The organism is Fimbriimonas ginsengisoli Gsoil 348, from assembly GCF_000724625.1.
Lineage (GTDB): Bacteria > Armatimonadota > Fimbriimonadia > Fimbriimonadales > Fimbriimonadaceae > Fimbriimonas > Fimbriimonas ginsengisoli.
The window spans coordinates 803,964-823,351 of the sequence record NZ_CP007139.1 but is presented as its reverse complement, the minus strand read 5'-3'; the positions used below and the strand labels follow the sequence as shown (position 1 = coordinate 823,351).

Annotated in this window: 15 protein-coding genes and 1 riboswitch; of the genes, 9 read left to right on the top strand and 6 right to left on the bottom strand. The window is 61.6% G+C overall.

The window, feature by feature from the left end; genetic code table 11:
* The first annotated feature begins 54 nt into the window (after nucleotides 1-54).
* The 4 genes from OP10G_RS03815 to OP10G_RS03800 all read left to right on the top strand — a co-directional run bounded on the left by OP10G_RS03815 (nucleotide 55) and on the right by OP10G_RS03800 (nucleotide 3,889).
* Complete coding sequence (locus OP10G_RS03815) at nucleotides 55-1,581, top strand: alpha-amylase family glycosyl hydrolase (RefSeq protein ID WP_025227204.1); 1,527 nt, start codon at nucleotides 55-57, stop codon at nucleotides 1,579-1,581.
* Between the two features lie 20 nt (nucleotides 1,582-1,601).
* A complete protein-coding gene (locus OP10G_RS03810) occupies nucleotides 1,602-2,516 on the top strand; it encodes a CBASS cGAMP-activated phospholipase (protein ID WP_025227205.1) in 915 nt (304 codons plus the stop codon).
* A 129-nt stretch (nucleotides 2,517-2,645) separates the two neighbouring features.
* Nucleotides 2,646-3,551 carry a hypothetical protein gene (locus tag OP10G_RS23915; RefSeq protein ID WP_025227206.1) on the top strand — a complete coding sequence of 302 codons (906 nt, stop codon included), beginning with the start codon at nucleotides 2,646-2,648 and terminating at the stop codon, nucleotides 3,549-3,551.
* 29 nt (nucleotides 3,552-3,580) lie between these two features.
* A complete protein-coding gene (locus OP10G_RS03800) occupies nucleotides 3,581-3,889 on the top strand; it encodes a hypothetical protein (protein ID WP_025227207.1) in 309 nt (102 codons plus the stop codon).
* A 44-nt stretch (nucleotides 3,890-3,933) separates the two neighbouring features.
* Here OP10G_RS03800 and OP10G_RS03795 read toward each other — a convergent pair whose 3' ends face one another.
* The 4 genes from OP10G_RS03795 to OP10G_RS03780 form a co-directional block, all read right to left on the bottom strand.
* Nucleotides 3,934-4,218 (bottom strand): hypothetical protein, encoded by a 285-nt coding sequence (locus OP10G_RS03795; RefSeq protein ID WP_025227208.1) that lies wholly within the window; start codon nucleotides 4,216-4,218, stop codon nucleotides 3,934-3,936.
* A 36-nt stretch (nucleotides 4,219-4,254) separates the two neighbouring features.
* Nucleotides 4,255-4,385: riboswitch (cyclic di-AMP (ydaO/yuaA leader) on the bottom strand.
* 95 nt (nucleotides 4,386-4,480) lie between these two features.
* The gene (locus OP10G_RS03790; protein ID WP_025227209.1) at nucleotides 4,481-4,819 is read right to left on the bottom strand and encodes a P-II family nitrogen regulator; all 339 of its coding nucleotides are present in this window, start codon (nucleotides 4,817-4,819) and stop codon (nucleotides 4,481-4,483) included.
* A 28-nt stretch (nucleotides 4,820-4,847) separates the two neighbouring features.
* Nucleotides 4,848-5,537 (bottom strand): Bax inhibitor-1 family protein, encoded by a 690-nt coding sequence (locus OP10G_RS03785; protein ID WP_025227210.1) that lies wholly within the window; start codon nucleotides 5,535-5,537, stop codon nucleotides 4,848-4,850.
* A gap of 10 nt (nucleotides 5,538-5,547) precedes the next feature.
* A complete protein-coding gene (locus OP10G_RS03780) occupies nucleotides 5,548-8,247 on the bottom strand; it encodes a M16 family metallopeptidase (protein WP_025227211.1) in 2,700 nt (899 codons plus the stop codon).
* Between the two features lie 111 nt (nucleotides 8,248-8,358).
* Between OP10G_RS03780 and OP10G_RS03775 the strand changes: the two genes are divergently transcribed.
* The 5 genes from OP10G_RS03775 (at nucleotide 8,359) to OP10G_RS03755 (ending at nucleotide 16,389) form a co-directional block, all read left to right on the top strand.
* Nucleotides 8,359-10,065: an efflux RND transporter periplasmic adaptor subunit gene (locus OP10G_RS03775; RefSeq protein ID WP_025227212.1), complete on the top strand. Its 1,707-nt coding sequence runs from the start codon at nucleotides 8,359-8,361 to the stop codon at nucleotides 10,063-10,065.
* Complete coding sequence (locus OP10G_RS03770) at nucleotides 10,062-13,313, top strand: efflux RND transporter permease subunit (RefSeq protein WP_025227213.1); 3,252 nt, start codon at nucleotides 10,062-10,064, stop codon at nucleotides 13,311-13,313. The genes OP10G_RS03775 and OP10G_RS03770 overlap by 4 nt, the downstream gene beginning before the upstream one ends.
* On the top strand, nucleotides 13,306-13,821 hold the full coding sequence (locus OP10G_RS23910; protein ID WP_025227214.1) for a MarR family winged helix-turn-helix transcriptional regulator: 516 nt from the start codon (nucleotides 13,306-13,308) through the stop codon (nucleotides 13,819-13,821). Before OP10G_RS03770 ends, OP10G_RS23910 begins: the two co-directional genes overlap by 8 nt.
* Nucleotides 13,818-15,239 carry a TolC family protein gene (locus OP10G_RS03760; RefSeq protein WP_084178794.1) on the top strand — a complete coding sequence of 474 codons (1,422 nt, stop codon included), beginning with the start codon at nucleotides 13,818-13,820 and terminating at the stop codon, nucleotides 15,237-15,239. Before OP10G_RS23910 ends, OP10G_RS03760 begins: the two co-directional genes overlap by 4 nt.
* 361 nt (nucleotides 15,240-15,600) lie before the next feature.
* Nucleotides 15,601-16,389, top strand: a complete 789-nt coding sequence (locus tag OP10G_RS03755; protein WP_038472468.1) for an MOSC domain-containing protein — start codon at nucleotides 15,601-15,603, stop codon at nucleotides 16,387-16,389.
* Nucleotides 16,390-16,638: 249 nt separating this feature from the next.
* On the opposite strand, the gene OP10G_RS03750 is transcribed toward OP10G_RS03755, so the two are convergent.
* Together OP10G_RS03750 and OP10G_RS03745 are read right to left on the bottom strand one after the other, a co-directional pair.
* Entirely contained in the window at nucleotides 16,639-17,916 is a 1,278-nt protein-coding gene (locus OP10G_RS03750) for a hypothetical protein (RefSeq protein WP_144240980.1), read from the bottom strand.
* Nucleotides 17,913-19,148: a hypothetical protein gene (locus tag OP10G_RS03745; protein ID WP_144240979.1), complete on the bottom strand. Its 1,236-nt coding sequence runs from the start codon at nucleotides 19,146-19,148 to the stop codon at nucleotides 17,913-17,915. Before OP10G_RS03745 ends, OP10G_RS03750 begins: the two co-directional genes overlap by 4 nt.
* Nucleotides 19,149-19,388 lie beyond the last annotated feature (240 nt).

Genomic DNA, 19,388 nt, shown 5'->3' with positions numbered 1-19,388 from the left:
TCGATCGCAGGCCGCGCCGCCGGGGCCGCGATTCGCGGATATGATGAGGAAGGCATGACCATCTTCCTCGCGGCTCTGGCCTTCTCTCATTTCGGCATCCAAACCGCCACGCCGGTGTCGCCGTGGGAGCGGGAAGTGGTCTATCAGATCTTTCCCAGGAGCTTTCGCGACTCGAACGGTGACAAGATCGGGGACCTGAACGGGATCCGCGAAAAACTCGACCATTTCAAGCGGCTCGGCGTCACCTCTCTCCTCATCAATCCGATCTTTTCGTCTCGGATGTATCACAACTATTTCGCCGACGACTTTTATAAAGTCGATGCGGAATACGGGACGAACAAGGAGTTCTTCGACCTGATTCGAGCCGCCCATCGGAAAGGGCTGAAGGTGATCCTCGACATGGAGGTTCAGTACGTCGCCTACCAGCACCCATGGTATGTCGCTCGAGCGAAAGATCCGGCTTCGCCGTTCGCTTCGTACCTCTGGGACGACAAGGGGTTCTACACCTCGGTCCCGCTTCCCATGTATGACGGCTCCAAGATCGCCGCGGCGGCGGTGGATCCCCTGAACCCCCAAGTGCGCGACTACATGCTGAACGTCTTCCGGTACTGGGCCGCTCCCGAGGGGAAGAAATCGGACGGGGTGGACGGGTTCCGGATCGACCACATGATGGACGATCTCGACCTTCAAGGGGTTAAGAAGGGGATGCTCGCGAACTTCTGGACTCCGATCGAAACGGAAATTCGGCGTATGAAGCCGGGCACGTTCTTCTTGGGGGAGCAGTCGGATTGGAAGACCGGCAAAGATCTCTTCGACCAAGGGGCGGTGGACGCGGTGTATGCCATGCCGCTTATGGGAGCTGTGAGCACCCGCGATCGGACAAAAATCGAAAACGCCATCCAAGAAGAGCTCGGTACGACCCCACCCGGAAAGACCCAACTCCTCTTCATTGAAAACCACGATGTGGAACGGTGGGCGACCCGTGAAAAGCAGAACCCGGCGCTCCTTCGCCAGGGAGCCGTCTTCAACTTGACGCTCAAAGGAACGCCGCTGGTGTATTACGGCCAGGAGCTGGGGATGACCGGCACTCCCGGAAAATGGGGAAACGACGGAAACGACATCCCGATGCGCCGCGCCTACCGTTGGACCAAGAGCAACACCGGAACCGGCATGGCCGAGTGGTATCAAGGCGGGCCGTGGGCCGAGGACCCGGCTTCGCCGGAGCTTGAGGGGGTGTCGGTGGAGGAGCAAGACCGAGATCCGCGGTCGCTCATGACCTTCTATCGGCGATTGATCGCCCTGCGAAAGTCAGACGCTCCCCTTAGGGAAGGAACGTTGCGCATCGTCGATCTTGGAAATCCAAGCGTCCTCGCTTTCGCGAGAGAGAAAGGGAAGGATACGACCCTCGTCCTCATCAATCTGCAGGAGAGGGTGACCACGCTGGCCTTGCCGAGCACCATGCGCTTCAAGTCCGATCTGTGGGCGGACGCCCGCGTTTTGGACGGCGATCCGGGAGCGATGGTCGAGGTCGGCTCCTACGGTTTTCGGATTCTGCGGGTCATCGCGAATCCCAAGCCGTGAGAACGGTCACGATATAGAGGATGCGAATTCTTTCGATCGATGGCGGCGGCGTCCGCGGCGTCGTGCCCTCGGCGGTCTTAGCGTATTGGGAGAATGAGCTGAAGTTCGAATCGCCGGACCGGTTCGACCTCTATGCCGGAACCTCCACCGGAGCGATCGTCGCCGCCGGGCTGGCAATGGGGTTGCCGGCGCGCCGGATCTTGACCCTCTTTCAGGAGCGGGCGGGGACGATCTTCTCTCGCGAGGGGCTCAAGTTCTTGGAGAAGGCGCTAACGTTTAAGGGATGGGCGATGCCCGCCTACTCTAGCGAGGCGCTCCGGGAAACGCTGGTCGAGGCGTTCGGCGATGCGACGCTGGGCGACTGTCCGAAGCCGCTGAGTATCGCTTGCCTCGACGTGGTGACGGGAGGTACCCGCATCTTTCGCTCGGGCCAGCATCCGAACTCGGTTGGAGACCGGAATGTCACCCTCGTCGACGCCGTTATCGCGAGCACGGCGGCGCCGACATTCTTCCCCAGCGCGCAGGTTGCGGGCTCCTCGTACGTGGATGGCGCGCTCTGGGCGAACAATCCGGCCATGATCTCGCTCCTCGACGCCCGAGATCTGACTCAACAGTCGGGATTCGACGGGTTTCGCATCGTGTCGCTCGGGTGCGGTCGTCCTTTTTGGGGCAAGCCGGTCGGGTTCGGGGAGAATCGGGGATTGGTCGGCTGGGGACTGCCGCTCATGGTGTTGATGATGGCGGCGCAGTCGGACGGAGTGCATGGCTATGTTCGGCGGCTTTTGCCGAGCGATGCCTATCTGCGGGTGGATCCGCAGCTTCCCAAAGAGTTGTCCGCTCTCGACGAACCGGATAATATCGCGAGCCTTATGGCGCGTGCGGGCGAGGCGGCTCGGGACACTTTGGGAGCGGTCCAGAGGTTCATCGCTGACTGAGATAGGGGCGGTTTGACCCCATCGTTGCGCTTCGTAGCGCAACCTCCGGATACCCGGGGGGAGAATCAAAGCCACGCAATTATACGGGGAGTATGGAAGGTTCAGTCCGCCCATTGGGCTAAGCGAACCATGATGCAAACCCTTGTTGCCCGATCCATTCTCGCCGTTGCGGCGATCGTTCCGTTTGCGCTGGCCCTAAGCCGCCAAGCTCCCCAGACCTCGGCTCCGACCTCCGAGCCATTCGTTCTGAACGGCCTTCAGGAGCTGAACCCAAGCAATCTGATCAAGTCGCCTTGCAACGATGGTTTGACTGCTCAGGCGTGCTTCTCGGTTCCGGTCGCGGTGGCAGGCAAGGACGAGAACGGCAAGCCCACGACGATCGTTACCAATTACACGGTTGGACCGAACCTGGTGCACGACGTAAAGGGGCAGTTCGCCCAAAATGCGTACTCCGTGCTTCGCCAGCTTCGATCCGCGTTTACGAGCGGCCTGAAGTCCAGCGACTTAGAGACGAAGATGGCGAGCGAGCAGGCGGTGGCGCAAATCAATTCGGCCATTCCCTATCACGTTCAGCCGGGCATCAAGATGGTGCCGCACATCGAGCAGAAAGTGGCCGAGATCGCGCAGAAGCAATTTCAGTTGAGCGGACGGCAGATCGTTATTACCAGCGGTACGCGAACCGCGTCGAGCCAAGCGGAAGCGATGCGCGACAAGCTGGCGTTGGGAGACAACGTGGTGCGCCTCTACAAGAACAAAAAGGCGGCGGCGAGCATCGTCCACGCTTACAAAGAGGCGAAGCACGAGGGGGCGAGCGACGATCAGGTGGCCGAGCACATGGCTCAGGTCATCCAGTCTCAGGTCGATAAGGGGGTTTATATATCGAGCCACCTCAAGAGCGGCGCGGTGGACATCCGTACCAAGGATCTTAGCGACTCCGAGAAGCACGACCTCATGCTGGCGGTTCGGCAGGAGCCGGGCGTGGTGAAAACGCTTCAAGAATCGATTCCTCCGCACCTGCACATCGAACTGCAGTAATTGCGAGGTTGACGGTAAGGTCTGGTTTGATGTCCAGGCTAATCGTTACTCGCAATTCTCCCAAGGACATCAAAATGCGTGGACTCGAGATTCAGCTCGACGGCCAGATCGTGACCGACCTGCAGTTCGAAAAATCTTACGAGTCGGAGCTACCCGCGGGCGAGCATACGCTGAAGATCACCAACCAGCTCTACAGCAAGAAGGAAACCTTTGAACTCGCCGAAGGCGAGATCGTTCGGTTTCAGGTGGCAAACGTTTCAAAAGGGATCGTCGGGCCGATCATGCTATCCGCGTTTGGGATAGGGCCGTATCAGGTCAGCCTCAAACGGTTGAAGTAACCTTGACCAGGATGCCGGCGCTAACGGTAGCGCCGGCATTTCCTTCAATTCCGGAAGTTTCCGGAAGGGTCGGTCGTGTGAAGAGCGTCGAACGCGGCGTCCCTCAGGTCCTCGCGCAGGGTTTCTGCGGAGGTAGCCATTCGCCGGAGACAGGCGGACGACTTGCGGTCGGCCGTCTGCGCGATCTGCGTCTTCGCTTGGATGAGTGAACGGACTTGCGGGGTTAGGGACCTCCCTAGCCGTAGTAGCATGCGCGCCTTGCGCAGGGGGGCCATCGGCGACGTTTGGATGCACTCCATCCGGCGCCTCACCTCAAATTCCGTGAGCATTCGTTACGTAACCTCCTCTAGTCGCATCGTTGCGACCCGTTCTTGCATTCGGCCGGCGAGGTTAGCTGTCGGATTCGGACCAAGAACGTCCTACTCGATCACTCGAGATTCACCCCAGATAACGGGTCCCCCGCTGCCGCTCTCGCGGCATTAAGCCTAGGTTTTTCAGAGCACCATTACTCTGCTTATTGGAATGTACCCGCCCGATAATTAGTTCGCGCCGCCAAAAGGGTGCGTTTGGTAGCGTTCGGCGGGAGCGGTCTCAGACAGCCTCTTCGCCTCGCTCCTCCGTTCGAATACGTACGGCGTCGATGACTCTTTCGAGAAAGATCTTTCCGTCGCCGGGCTCGCCGGTCTGGGCGGTTTCCACGATCGCGTCGGTGACGGTGTCGACCATGTCGTCGGGAACGACGACTTCGAGGCGAGCCCGGATCGGGAGCGCGACGACTCCTTCGTCACCTCCGAAAAAGTCGGCTCGCTCGGGGGAGTTGCCGGTACCGCGCACATCGGAGACGCTGAGGCCGCTAATCCCCAGCGCCGAAATGGCCGACTTTACCGGCTCGAGCCGGTGGGGACGGATAAAGCAGACGACGCGGATCACGGCCCAGTTGTACCCGTGGCACCGGCTTCTAGCGGACGATATCCCAGATCCGGTGCTTGCGCCAATGTTTCCAGACGCGGAGGACGTAGCCGAACACATTGAAGACGTCGCGGTATAGGTCGACCACGGCGGCGAGCTCTTCGCCGCGACGGCGGCGGGCGAGTAACGAGGCGAGGTCGTATTGTAGATAGACGAGGTAGGCGGCGTTCCCCACCAGCGCGACCGCTGCCTCTCGGGCTCCAAGATTGAAGTGGACGACCAAGCCGGCGAGCGCCACGCTCGACACGATCAGAGCGAGGAGCGTGCATCCGACGAAACTGAAGTCGCGTCCGCAGAGAACGGTGTAGATCGTGGCGCAAATCGCCCCCGCCAGGGGGGCCGCCACCGGCCAACCGGAAAGCGCTAATTCGTGCGCTAACCACGCGGTCATCGCGACCGGAGCGGGAAGCAGCCATCCGGAGACTGAGGCTTCGGTGGGGCGGCCTCGCTGGAGGATCCGCCACATGTCGAGCCCTACCAGCACCATCGCCAAGCAGACGAGCAGGGGCGTCAGCCCGATCCGCGGCCATGGCGCGGTCGCCAGCCCCGTCACCAGGCCGAGGCTGAAGAGGTGGAGCAGCGTCACCCGGCGAATGAAAACGATTCGCACCGGTTGCGGCTCTAGGGTCACATTGCCAGGTACCTCGAGCGGGTCGGGAACGTAATTTGGGACGATCACCGGCCAGGTCCTACGGCTTCACCACCTTTGGCTCCGGCAGACCGAGTCCGGCAAGCTGCTTTAGAATCTGCGTCTTGTCGCCCACGAGGACGAGCACTCCGCGATCCATGGGAATCGCTTCGGTCGCCAGCGCGTTCAGCTTGGCGGCTCCAACCGCCGACAGAGTCTTAATGTCCTTTCCGATTTGCGTGAACGGCAGTCCGTTCAACTCGTATCCTTGAGCCGCTCCGAGCAAACCGGGGAGGGTTCCGAGCTCGGTCACCAGTTCGGCCCGGCGGGTCGAAGCGGCTTTGCCCGCTTCCTCGGCGGTAACGTCGCCGTTGCGGATTTTCTTGAACTCTGAGAGGAACTCGGTGATCGAAGGTCCGGTCACGTCGGTTCGGACGTCGGAGCTCGCGGTCAGGTATCCGATGGTCGGTCCAAAGACGAACCGAGAGCCGGCGCCGTACGCGTACCCCTTCGCCTCGCGCAAGTTCTGGTTAAGGCGGCTCGTGAAGGAGCCGCCGAGGATCGTTCCCAACGACGTGAGCGCCTCACGATTTGGTGAGGAGTAAGTGGGCGCGGGGAACATGAATCGAATCACGGTTTGCGGCGCGGCCGGCTTATCGACGACGACCACGCGAAGCGTCTCTTGAGTCGGCGCGGTTGCGTTGGGGAGGCCAATCCTCACTCCGCTTCGTTTCCAACCCGAGAACGCCCGCTCCAAACTTGCCTTCACCTTGGCCTGGGGCAGGGAACCGGCAACAAACAGCGTGGCATTCTGGGGGCAGAAGACCTCGGCATGCGCCGCTTTCAAGTCGGCGACCTTTAGCGCCCGGACCGTGGCCGGGGTTCCGCTCACCGGCCGCCCGAATGGATTGGTTTCCCCGAAATATTCCCGGAGCGAAACCTTGCGGGCGACGGTATCGGCGTCGTCCACCTCTTGCTCCAATCCCGCCGCCGTAACGCGTAGGACGCGCGCGAACTCGGTGGGGTCGAACCGGGGCCTGAGAATGGCGTCCGCGTAAAGACCGAGCGCTTTGTCCCAGTTCGAGCTGAGCACAGACATCGAGGCGGCGGTGGATAGCTGATCCGATCCCGCCGAGAAGGTGGCGCCGAGTTGGTCGAGGGCGTTTTGGAACGCGCTGGCGCTTCGCTTGCCGGCCCCTTCGTCGAGCATCGAAGCGGTGAGCTCGGCGCGACCAAGCTTTGCCTGCGGGTCGAGCGCCGCGCCGCCCCAGAGCATCATATTCACCGCCATCAGCGGAAGTTGAGGCCGGTTCCAGTACTCGACCTTGACGCCGTTGGACAGGGTGAAGATCTTCGGGGGCGCCGGCGCGAACGGCTTCTCCGGGCCGATCTTGGGCCTTTGGTCGCGCGGGTTTTGGAATCGTTCGGGAGCGGAGCCCGAGGTCGTCTCCGGTCGCGGATAGACGCGGAGAATCAGCCGGTGGTTGAGGTCGAGAGTGCGACGGGCCGCTTTCTGAACCGAGGCGGGAGTGGCATTACGGTAAGTCTCCAGCACTCGGCGGAAAGAGTTCGGCTCTCCGAGATAGAACTCGTATTCGTTCAGCTTGTCGGCCACGGCCTGGATCGACTGAAGGCTCGATACGGTGCCGAATTGGATCTTTGCCACCGTCCGCTGTAGCTCGTCCGCCTTCGGTCCCTTCTTGGTGAACTCCGCGAGGGTTTGGTCGATCGCCTTTTCCAGCTTGTCGAGCGATACCCCTTGGGCCGCCGTCGAGTCGACGTAAAAGAGCGAGCCGAGCTTACGCGATTCCTGAAAGGCGGACACGTCGGTCGCAAGCTTGTCTTTCACGACCAGGCGCTGATAGAGGCGACTGGTGAGGCCATCGGAAAGGGCTGCACCCGCCAGCCGCATCTCGGCGTCGCCGGGCGTGTACGCGGCGGGCGAGTGCCAGACCATGATCGTCTTGGGAAACTGGACCTTATCGGTCATCTTCACCCGCTTGACCGATGGGAGGGTGGGGTTTGGCGCGGTGCGATGAACCGGATCTTTCTTGCGGGGAATCGTTCCGAAGAGGCGGGCGATCATCGGCTTGACCGTCTTCGGATCGAAGTCGCCGGCGACCACGAGCGACGCGTTGTTCGGCACGTAGTAAGTAGCGAAGAAATTCTGCACGTCCTTGACGCTGGCCCGGTCAAGGTCGTCCATCGACCCGATCACACTGTGCCCATACGGGTGAGTCGGGGGAAACATCAGGCCGTTGATTGCCTCGTAGGCGGACCCATATGGCGTGTTCTCCGTATTTTGCCGCCGCTCGTTCTTCACGACGTCGCGCTGCAGGTCGACCTTGGCCTTCGTCATCGAGTTGCCGAGATCCTCGAGCCGATCGGCATCCAACCACAAGAGAGTGGGAAGAAGGTTGGAGGGGCCGTTCGAATAGTAGTTCGTCCGATCCTCGGCGGTCGATGCGTTGTTGTTGCCGCCGCTCGCCTCCATGATCTTGTCGAACTGCCCATTTGGAACCCGCCGCGTTCCCATGAACATCAAGTGCTCAAATAAATGGGCGAATCCGGAGCGGTGCGGCGGCTCATCCTTGGACCCGACGTGGTACCAGGTGTTGATGGTGACGACGGGCAGGGTGTGGTCCGGATGAAGGATGACGGTCATTCCGTTCGGAAGCCGGTACTTCTCCACTTTCACGTCTTGCGCCGATGCGGCGGCCGCCAACACGGCGAATGAGGCGATCAAAAACTTTTTCGGCATAGCTCAAAAACCATTTTGCTCTACTGAGCCCCAGTGAACATTCGCTCCGAAGTTTCGTAGACCTGGTAAGAATGGGAGCGATCGTTAAGTGAACTTAAGGAAATGCCGCGGATGACCCTCAAGAGAATTCTCCTCATCGTTATTCCAGTCGTTCTCCTTGGCGCTCTCATCGCTTGGCGCTTCAAGGTTAACGCCGCCAAGGCGAGCCAAGCGGGCGTGGGCGGCGCTCCTGCGGGAGGCGGGCAAAGGGGCGGCGGGGCGGGTGGGGGCCGCAGCGGCGGTGGCGGTGGCGGAGGCGGCGGTGGAACCGTTACGCTGGGGGTCGCGGGACCTCGCCAGATCGAGTCGACGATCGATACCGTCGGTTCGGTCGACTCTCCGTACAATGTCAAGCTTTCGCCGAAGACGGCCGGTCTGATCGATTTCCTCGAGGTGCGCGAGGGGGCGGCGGTGAAAGCCGGCCAAGTCCTCGTCAAGATCGATCCCCGCGAAATCGAGGGTCAAGTTCTACAGCAGCAAGCCGCGGTAGCCGAAGCTCGATCGAGGTTGGCGCAAGCCCAGTTGACGCAGGGATCGACCAACGTTGGAATCACCTCGCAAATCCGCCAACAGCGCGCCGGCGTGAGCAGCGCCCAGGCCGATTTCGGTCAGGTTCGGCAGAACTACGCCGCCCAAATCGCGGCGGCGCAGTCAACGGTAACCGACGCAAACGCGAAGATCGACGCCGCCGAATCGCAGGTCGCCAACGCGAAGGCAAACGTCGTCAGCGCGCAGGCGAACCTTGCGAACGCGCAAACGAAATACAACAGGATCTATAGCTTGTACAAGCAAGGATTCGCTCCCGCCCAGGACGTGGACGACGCCCGAACCACCGTCGACGTCCAAAAAGCGGCACTCGCGGTAGCGTCTGGACAGGTGGACGCGGCAAACTCGGCGCTCCGTTCCGCCCAAGCGGTTCGGAACTCGGCCCAGAATCAAGTCCGCGTTCTTCGACTCAAGGAGCAGGCCGACGTGGCCGCATCGCGGGCCCGGGTCGCGACCGCGCAAGCCGGACTCGACGTCGCGGCGGCAAATCGCTCGCAAGGTCCCGCCTATGCGGCGAATATCGCCGCCCTCCGCTCGACCGTAGCCGCGGCGGTAGCCCAGCTTCGGCAGGCTGAAGCGAGGCGGGCGGATACCGTTTTGAAGTCTCCGATCGACGGCGTGGTGACGGCGCGGACGGCGGATCCGGGAGCGATCGCCTCTACTGGAACGCCGGTGCTCACCATTCAGTTTCTGAAGTGGGTCTACGTTTCGACCTCGGTTCCGGTGGAGCAAAGCCGGACGGTAGTCGTCGGAACTCCCGCGACGTTCACGGTAGACGCGCTGCCGGGCAAAACCTTCGACGCCCACGTCGCCGAGGTGAATCCGGCCGCCGATCCTCAAAGCCGCCAGTTCCTCGTCCGTTTCAAGGTGGACAATGCGGCTCAGCAGCTTCGACCTGGCATGTTCGCCCGCGTCCACATCGTGCTGAGCAAAGTGGATGCGGCCGTCGCGGTACCGCGGGAGGCGGTTAAACAAACGCCGCAGGGACCGACCGTCTTCGTCGTCGACGCACAAAACACCGCTCACGCGGTTCCGGTGAAACTCGGGGCGGAAGATTCGAACGGCTACCAGATCCTCGAAGGAGTGAAGGCGGGCGACCGCGTCGTCACCCTCTCCTATTCGCCGGTTCGCGACGGACAGAAGGTGCGTACCGGAGGCGGGGGCGGTTCCCGTGGCTCAGGCGGCGGCGAAGGCGGACAGGGACGCCGTCGACGCGGAGGCGGCTCTCAGTGAGAATCGCCGAATTTTCGGTCAAGCGACCGGTCGCGGTCGTCATGCGGATCGCGGCGCTCGTTTTGCTGGGCGCCATCTGCTTCACCCGGCTGCCCATCGACCTGCTGCCGAAGATCACGATTCCGACCGTCAACGTTTCCACCTCGTGGCCGAACGTAGCGCCTCAAGAGATGGAGACTCAGATCACGCGTCCCATCGAGCAGTCGGTCTCTTCCGCTACCAACATTTACAACGTTAGCTCCAGCACAACGATGGGATCGAGCAACGTGCGGATCCAGTTCAACTGGGGGACCGACATCGGCCAAGCCGCGGTCGAGGTTCTGCAGCTTATCCAACGGGCGCGAAGATCTTTCCCGAACGACCCGACGCTTCAAGATCCCACGGTCACAAAATTCGACCCGAACGCGCTGCCGATCATGGTCTACGCGATCTCGGGCCAAAGCGACCCGATCAAGCTTCGGACGACGGTCGATAACGAAATCGGGCCGATGGTCGAGACGGCAAACGGAGTCGCCGCCGCCACCGTGAGCGGCGGCCAGCAGAGGTCGATCATCGTCGACGTCGATCCCAAGAAGTTGGAGGCGTACGGCGTGACAATGGCGACGGTCGCGCAACGAATCGTCCAGGAAAACATCAACTCCCCGGCCGGGATCGCCAAGCAGGGAGAGACCGAATTTACGATCCGCAGCGTCGGTTATTTCACCAGCCTGACGGAGATGGCGAATGTGCCGCTGGGGGTCTACAACGGCTCCTTGGTCACCCTCGGGATGGTGGCGCAGATTCGCGACAGCCACCAGGAAACGCGCAGCTACACACGCCTCAACGGCAAACCGGCCGTCGGCCTGACGATTACCAAGCAGAGCGAAGCGAATACGATCGAAGCCGCCAACAACGTCCGCGCGAAGATCGCGCAGGCGGAAAAGGCATACCCGGACCTAAAGTTCACCCTCTCATACGACCAATCCGGATTCATCGCGAACTCGATCGATGATCTAAAGCAGACGGCGATCCTCGGTGGCACCCTTGCCGTCATCATCCTGCTGTTCTTTCTCCGAAGCGTGCGTTCGACCCTGGTTGTAGCGCTCTCGATTCCAATTTCGGTCGTTTCGACGTTCTCGCTTCTCTATTTCTGCGGCTTCACGCTGAATACGATCTCGTTAAGCGGTTTGGCGCTGGCGACGGGGCTTATCGTCGACGACGCGGTCGTGGTGTTGGAAAACATTTTCCGGCATATCGAGCGCCACAAACGGCGTGCGGCGGAAGCGGCGGTAACCGGCACAACGGAGATTCTCTCGGCGGTCGTCGCCTCCACGTTGACCGTCATCGTGGTCTTCCTCCCGTTGTTGCTCATCAAGGGACAGTCGGGGCAGACGTTCGGCCAGCTAGCGCTGGTCGTCATTTTCTCGATTTCGGTTTCGCTGCTCGATGCGACGACGGTCGTTCCGATGCTGGCGTCGCGCCTTATCAAAGAAGAGGAGGTCGAAGAGGAAGCGCACCCGGAGCTGCGCGCGCAGCGCGGCAAGAAGGTCGGGTTGCTGACGAGGGCGTTCGATTGGTTCGGAAGGAAATTCGAAGCTGTCGACCAGGCGTACCACGACCGATTGGCTTGGGCGTTGAAACACCGATGGTGGGTGTTGGGGGCCGCGTTCGGCGTCACCGCGGCGAGTTGGCTCTTGGTCCCGTTCATCGGAACCGAGACGCTGCCGGCCACCGATAGCGGCGACTTCAGCGTCAACGTTCGGCTCCCGATCGGCACCGCGTTGACGGTCACCGATCAGAAGATGAAGGAGGTCGAGAAGCGTTTGATGGCGGTTCCCGAAGTTCAGACCGTTTTCTCCGGCGCGGGCACCAACGTCAGCTTCCGTGGCGCGGGCGGCCGCGAAGTCGGTTATCAGGGTGGCGCGACGGTCCGCCTGAAAGCGAACCGCAAACGGTCCACGACCGACGTCATCCGTCAGGTTCAGCGAGACCTCGGCTCCATCCCCGGGATAAGGGCGAACGTCACCGCGTACGATCTGGTCACTCAGATTCTGAGCGGCGGCGCGACGAACATCGAGATCGACGTTTTCGGCGAAGATGCCGACGTTCTCACGAGGAACGCGGCGGCGGCGCTCGAGGCGGTTCGGGCGGTGCCCGGAATGGAGAACGCCGACTTGGGGGTTCAGGACGCGACTCCGGAGCTTCAATGGAAGGTCGACCGGCAAAAGGCTCAGCAACTCGGGGTTTCGTTCCGGGACATCGCCAACGCGATCGGCACCGCCACGAGCGGTCAGCTCTCCAGCTATTACCAAGAAAAGGGGTTTCAGTATCCGATCTACGTTCAGGTGCCGGAGGGTAGCCGTAAGACCGTCTCGGACCTCTTGAACCTACCGATTACCCCTTCCTCAGGAGGACCCGACGCCAAGCCGATACGGCTCAGCCAGGTTGCAACCGCGGTACAGGGGATGGGACCGAACGAGCTCACGCGGATCGACCGGCGGCGGTATGTCGCCATTAACGCGCGGATCCAGGATAGGAGCGAGAGCGAGGTCACGGCCGACGTGCAGAAGGTGATGGACAACCTTAAGCTGGACCGGGGCATCACGTGGTCGTTCGGCGTGAACCAAAAACGGAAGGCGGAGGAGTTCGCGGGTCTGGGAATGTCGATCTTCTTGGCGGTCGCGCTGATTTACATGCTGCTGGCGACCCAGTTCGAGTCGTTCATCTATCCGCTGATCGTGCTTACCTCGGTGCCGCTTTGCGCCCTGGGTGTGGTGCTCGCTCTCTTCCTTTCCGGAAAGGCGTTCGGTTTGACTGCCTTTATCGGGCTCCTCATGCTAATCGGCATCGTCGTGAAGAACGGAATCCTGTTGGTCGACTACACGACCCAATTGCGGGGGAGGGGGCTGCCTCGCGACGAGGCGATCTTGACCGCATCCCCAACCCGGCTCCGTCCGATTCTTATGACGACCTCGGCGGCGATCCTTGGTATGTTGCCGCTCGCGCTGGGGATCGGCAGCGGCTCCGAGATGCAAGCGCCGCTCGCGACGGCGGTAGTCGGCGGCCTGCTTACCTCGACCTTCCTCACGCTTTTCGTAGTCCCGATCGTCTACACGGTCTTCGACGACTTGGCGCGGAGGTTCCGAAAAGATCCTCGCGACTTGGCGCCGTCGTCCGTGATCGAGCCGAGCATCGGCGCCTTTGAACACGTCGCTGGCTCGGACGATCCGCCGTCGCCGAGGCCGGAAGAGGTGGATCGAATTGGATGATATCCTGCAGGACGCGGTGCTACTGGAGGCGATCCTTCCTCGCGCGCTCCGGTCGCTCTTTCGGCACGATACGAGCGATCCTTTGGCCCACCTCACCGTGGCTCAGCTTCGCATGGTCCGCACCTTGCGGGCGAAAGACTGGAACGCGGTGGACCTGGCCAAGGATTTGGCGATGACGGAGAGCGCGGTGAGTCAGACCGTGAAGCGGCTGGAGGAAATGGGGTTGGTAGAACGACGCCCAGACCTGCACGACCGACGGGTGAGGACGATCGGGTTGAGCCAAATCGGAGCCCAGCTTCTCCGCGAACGCCAGACGCTGAGGGTCGAGAGGGCGAGGGTCGCTCTTTCCAAACTCTCTCGCCTAGACCGCCAGACCCTCATCGATTTGCTCTCCCGGCTTGTGATCGACGGTGATTCGGATGTCGAACCTCTCGCCTTGGTCGCCGAGCTAGAGCAGGCGTTGCCGCTCGTCCCTCCGCTCAATCTAGACCCACCCAAAAGCCGATGATGTTGCCTCTGTCGATCTTTGTCGCCGTAAGCTCCGCCCTCGGGGGCCAGCAACCGACTGTGCCGCAAACGCAGACGCCGCCGATCCAGCCGAACATCGCGCCGGTGCCGCTGCCGCCGGCGGTGGTCTTGCCCGGACCTCCCTCGGCGGGAGGTGCCGCGCTTCAACGGCCGCTTACCGCCGACGAGGCGGCCCGAATCGCGTTACGGCTGCAGCCAAGCCTAGGGATCGCCCGGGCCGATATCTTGGCGGCGCAGGGGCGGACCCAAGTAGCGCGGTCGGGGCTGAACCCTCAATTCACCGCGAATGCCGGATATACGCGAGTTGAAAACATCCGCTCTAGCGGGTCTTCGGGCGGAGGTGGCGGGAGTAACGGAGGTAGCAATGGCGGTAGCAGTGGAGGGACCTCCGGCGGCTCCAGCGGGTTTACCAGCAACGTCTCCGTCAACCAGCTTCTGTTCGACTTCAATCGAACGCGTAACGCGGTCCGGCAGGCGGAGGCGCTGGAAAGGGCAACGACGATTCGGCTGACCGTTACCCAAAACGACTTGGTCTTCAACGTTAAGAACGCCTTCTACACGTTCGTTCAGAACAGCCGCTTGGTGACGGTTCAGGAGGCGAACGTCGCCGCTCGGCAGGCTCAACTTGCGCTGGCGCAGGCCCGCCTCGACGCCGGTATCGGCGCTCCGGCGGACGTCGTCACCGCAACCACAAACCTTGGCGCTGCGGCGCAATCCCTGACTCAGGCCCGGCAGACCGCCTTGACCTCGCAGATCGCCTTGGATCTGGCGATGGGGGTCGACGCCCGGACGCCGATCACTCCGGCGATCGCGGAGGAGCCGGCGCCCAATGCGAGCGACGTCAACGCCTTGATCGACACCGCGCTGCAGTCGCGCCCGGAGATTCGGCAGATTCAGGAGACGTTGCGCGCAGCGAATTACGGGGTTTCGGTCGCTCGGGCGGATAACTCGCCCAGCGTGGGGGTCTCACTCGGAATCGGAGCCCGGGGGCCGAGCGACCCGCTCGCGACGACCAACGCGACGCTCGGAATCAATCTCACGTGGAATTTTGGAGATGGGGGGCGGACTTCCGGGTTGATCAAGCAAGCTCGGGCCGACGTTCTTACCGCCCAAAGCAACCTGCTCGTGACGTCGCAAACGGTGGTGAGAGACGTCGCTCAGGCGTACACGGATCTTCGCACCGCGGAGCAGCGGGCGATCATAGCGGCAAGTCAGGTGGCTAACGCGACCGAGGCGGTGCGCCTCGCCGAGGGGCGGTTCCGAGCGGGGTTGACGACTTTTATCGATGTGACCACCGCCCAGGCGGCGTTGGTGGACGCTCAGACCACTTCCATCAACGCCGAGGCGGCCGTGCAGCAGGCGCGAGCGGCCCTGCGACGGGCGGTTGGCGGGGGTTAAAAATAAAAGGGGCCCCGAGTGGGGCCCAAATTCGTCAAGCTCTTGCGGTCAAGGGGAGAGCGAACACCGCGTCGAACCTGACAGCTATTTAGACGCCATTTGCGGGGCAAAACGTTGACGCAATCTTGCTATGGTCACCGCAATTGTACGGGTTTGTGTGCTTCTCGCAATAAAAATGCCCCGATGGCGACATCGGGGCTACTGGGCTATTAAGTGCAAATTAACCTTTCCCGGGACAGGGGAGAGTAATACGCCCGGTCGAGATTAATAATCTGTTTGACTCCGCATCCGTCCCCATTGGGCCATATTTCCTTGCTTCCTTCGCCGCAATTTTCTAGTTTCTAGCGGTACGCTTTTTAGCGTGCCAACCGTCGCCAGCCTCCACCTGTACCCCGTCAAAGGCATGGGCGGCATCTCGCTCGACGCCTCTCCCGTTGAGGCTCGCGGTCTCAGGCACGACCGGCGGTGGATGCTGGTCGATGGCAACGGCCGATTTTTGAGCCAGCGTGCCATTCCCGCGATGTGCCTGTTCCGTCCGGAGATGCGGGAGGATTCGATGCGGATCGCGGGTCCAGATGGTTCGACGGTGGACGTTCCCTTGGGCTCGGAAGGGGAACGCTTGACCGTCCAAGTGTGGGCGAGTTACTGCGACGCGATCCGGGTTCCCCCTTTTGTCGACGAGTGGTTTAGTGAACGAATGGAGATGCCGGTGCGGATGGTTTACATGCCGGACGATTCGATTCGCCCGACCCATCCCGATTTCACGCGCCCCGGCGACAAGGTCGGCTTTGCCGACGCGATGCCGGTGCTGGTGGCGTCGCGGGCGTCGCTCGATTCGTTGAACGCCCGCCTGGCGGAGCCTTTGCCGATGAATCGATTCCGTCCGAACATCGTGGTTGAGGGGGTGTCGGCGCACGAGGAAGACGCGTGGCCGGGGTTCGAGCTATCCGGGGTTCGCTTCCGCGCGGCGAAGAAGTGCGGACGGTGCCAGGTGACGACCACGAACCAGGAGACGGCGGAGGTCGGGATCGAGCCGCTGCGAACACTGGCCAACTACCGTCTTGAAGGGAACGCGGTGTACTTCGGGGCGTATTTCGTGCCGGAGGGTGAAGGAGTTGTTTCCGTTGGAGACGCTCTAGTCTTTTCCTAGGGCTCTCGTTCCGTGCGAGGCATCGGCGGGGGCGCCGACGCTACGGGTGGGAGGCGACGCTACGGGGTCTTGCTGCAAAAGGAAAAGGCCCGGGGGAGAGCCGGGCCGTCATTCGTTTCCTTTAGGCGTGGTTCCTTCGGTCCTTGAGGGGAGAGCTCGACCTTCGGCGCCTACATATCGTTCGACGCGTGGCATCAAAATTAGGCCCACGGTGTTATTGCGCTGCTGGGCGCAATTTATAAGGAGTCCTTAGAATGATATGACGGTGTCTAATGCAGTTGAATCGTGAGGATTGGACGCTCCCCCATTGTCCACTCCGTCATTCCCCACGCTCCAAATGACTCTTCGCTTCGGGTCGACTCTAATCCGGAGACCGTCTCCCGGATCGATCGGCATCTCGAGGCGAGGATCGATCGCTAAGCGAATTCGGGCCTTTGCCAAAGCAAAGCGTATTCGCTCTTGCATGATGTTGCTGAGTGCCCATGTCGGGGTCCCTCCGACGGCAAATCCGCGGGCGTTTGGCCATGCCCGCGCCTTGAACCGGAACCATTCGTCCCGCGCGTAGACCAGCCACTCGGGATCCCCTTTTCGGGGCCAAGGGTAGCTCCGCATATATTCCATCCTCTCTCGATCCTCACTCGTTGTCCCCCAACTTCGTTTCGCGGCCGACTGGCCGATGTTTTTCGAGAACCGGTGATAGAGCTCGATTTCCCTCGCGAGTGTCATCGGTACGTTCAGTCTTCCTGCCAGGTACCGGTCGCTATTCTCCGCCTTGGGATCAGCGGGTTTGAGTAGGCTCTCGCGGTTCGGAACCTCCAATGCGCGGACGACCGCCCGATCGAACGTAAATGGCACGCGCGCTTGCATGGCTCGAACCAGCGCGTCGTCTAACGGTAGTAGGCGATCTAATTCTCGAAGCTGCTTACGCGTGAATGCTCCCGCGTCGACGGCCCGGATCAGGGAACTGAGTGCGAGTTGAACGGGTGTGCTAAGCCCGGCAAGATACTGACCCAGTTCCCCTCGATATCGACCGATCGTCGCCGCCATTCGAGCGAGGGCGCGTGCCGTGGGCCATACCCTGGAGCCGTTACCAGCGGCGATGAGGAAATCGGACCGCATGCTTAAGACCCGGAAAATGTCGAAAACCGGTCCGTCCGGCCTCGGTCCGTCGCTCGCGGTTTCCCCCGGCGGACCGAGAGCGCAAAGGGCCTCGACCTTATCAGGCAGCCAATCGGAAGCCGGTACAAACCCGAGAAGATTGGCTGAATTACGTTGGAAATCGCCGACGAACCAATAAGAGCGAAGTTGAGGCTCGCCTCTAATCCCGGCGCCTAGCACTTCCCAAGCCGACATCGCCTCTAACTCTTGCGCTGTCGGAGGAACAAGGCGAAGGTCGGTTGGTATGGCGTCGGCGATCTCCCTATTCGTCAGCAAAACGCCCTGCCCTGACTTCCAGAACCAAATCCCAACGCCAATGGCGAGGGCGCAGACGCTCCCCAGGAGAAATGGCCGCTGCACAACCCTCACCGATAAGACTCCACGAGGCCGGGGGCGTGAACAAGGGGCGGCTCCGTCGATAACCGCGGACCGGAACGCCCCGCGGACAAGACCCATCTCCGCTGCGGATCTGTCCGAAGGGGCTTCCCGTCGGCCGGGTCCAGTGGAAGCGGAGCGCCTAGGCCCGCTTTAACGCGTAGCTTGGCGTGGGCGACGGCGAAGATCTCCCTCTCAAGGAAGGCTGCGTCAAGCCATCGCTCAAACGAAGGGATGCCAACGTACCACCCACGGGCGTTCGGCTCGGCCCGAGCTCGGATTCGAAAGAATAGGTCGCGGGCGAGGACCACCGCGGTCGCCTCGTCATCGTCCGGAAAGGGACGGGAGCCGAGAAAGCGGAACCGCTCCGCTTCAATCGAAGAGCGTTTTTGACTTCGGGCGCTTTCCGGACGGCCTAGGCTTTCCATGTATCGTTCGATGAGAGTGGCCTCGCGTCGGAGAGTCGCTGGAACGTTCAAGCGGCCCGTCATGTAGCGCGGGTCTCCCGATGCCTGGGGTTCGGGAGCACGCAACAAAGCCTCCACCGCAGGGGGACGGAGCAGGTTTACCGTCGTAAGTTGGTAATCGAAGGCGGCACGGGCGCGCCCCGCTGCGATAATTTGTTCGTCGGTCGGAAGAATCCGGTCAAGCTCGGCGAGTTGGCGAGGTGAAAGCATTTGCGCATCGACGGCGCGAAGGATCACCCCCAGCGACTGTTGAGCATTCGAGGCAAAATCGGTGAGGTACTGGTTGGCGCTTCCGCGGTAGAGGACCGAGTTTCGCGTGAGGCGGGCAAGCGCTCGGACCGAGGACCATACCGATCGAGGTTCGCGTTTGGGCAGTAATTCAACCCGCCTCCAGAAGGCGTGGAAAAGTGCGCTGAATCGAGTGGAGACGTCTCCCTTAAAGACTTCGCCCTCTCCAGGCGGTCCGAGGTCGCAAAGCCGCTCGACCTTTTCCGGCAGGTCGTCTGAAGCGGCGATCGAGGCATAGGCGTACGGTATCGGCTCGTTAAAGAATGCAGACAAAAAGAATTTCTTGGGTTCAAAGATCGGACGACCGCCGATCTCGCGGTTGAGCTCGGTCAGGGCGGAAACGGCATCGGATTCGCTCTGGGAGGGAGGAGACCATCGGAGTTCGGGAGGGATCGCCCTATCGATCTCCGCGTCGGAAAGCAGGACGTGCCGACTGGTTACCCATAGCCAGACGACCAATACGCACGACAATGAGCCAAGCAAAACAAAGCGGGCCCGCCGACGCATATTGTATGGTCGTTGCGACAGGCCCGTTCGGTTCGAGGCTAGATTACGCCTTGCTCGTGGAGCGAGTGATGTTGCCTAAAGTGCGCAGCAGTCGAGACGCTAGACACGGGAGACGAACGCAGGCCCCACAAGGCCGATCTTCCAGCAGCGGATGTAATAACCGGTCTTCGAGGAGATCCATTCGAAGATCCATCAATCAATCAT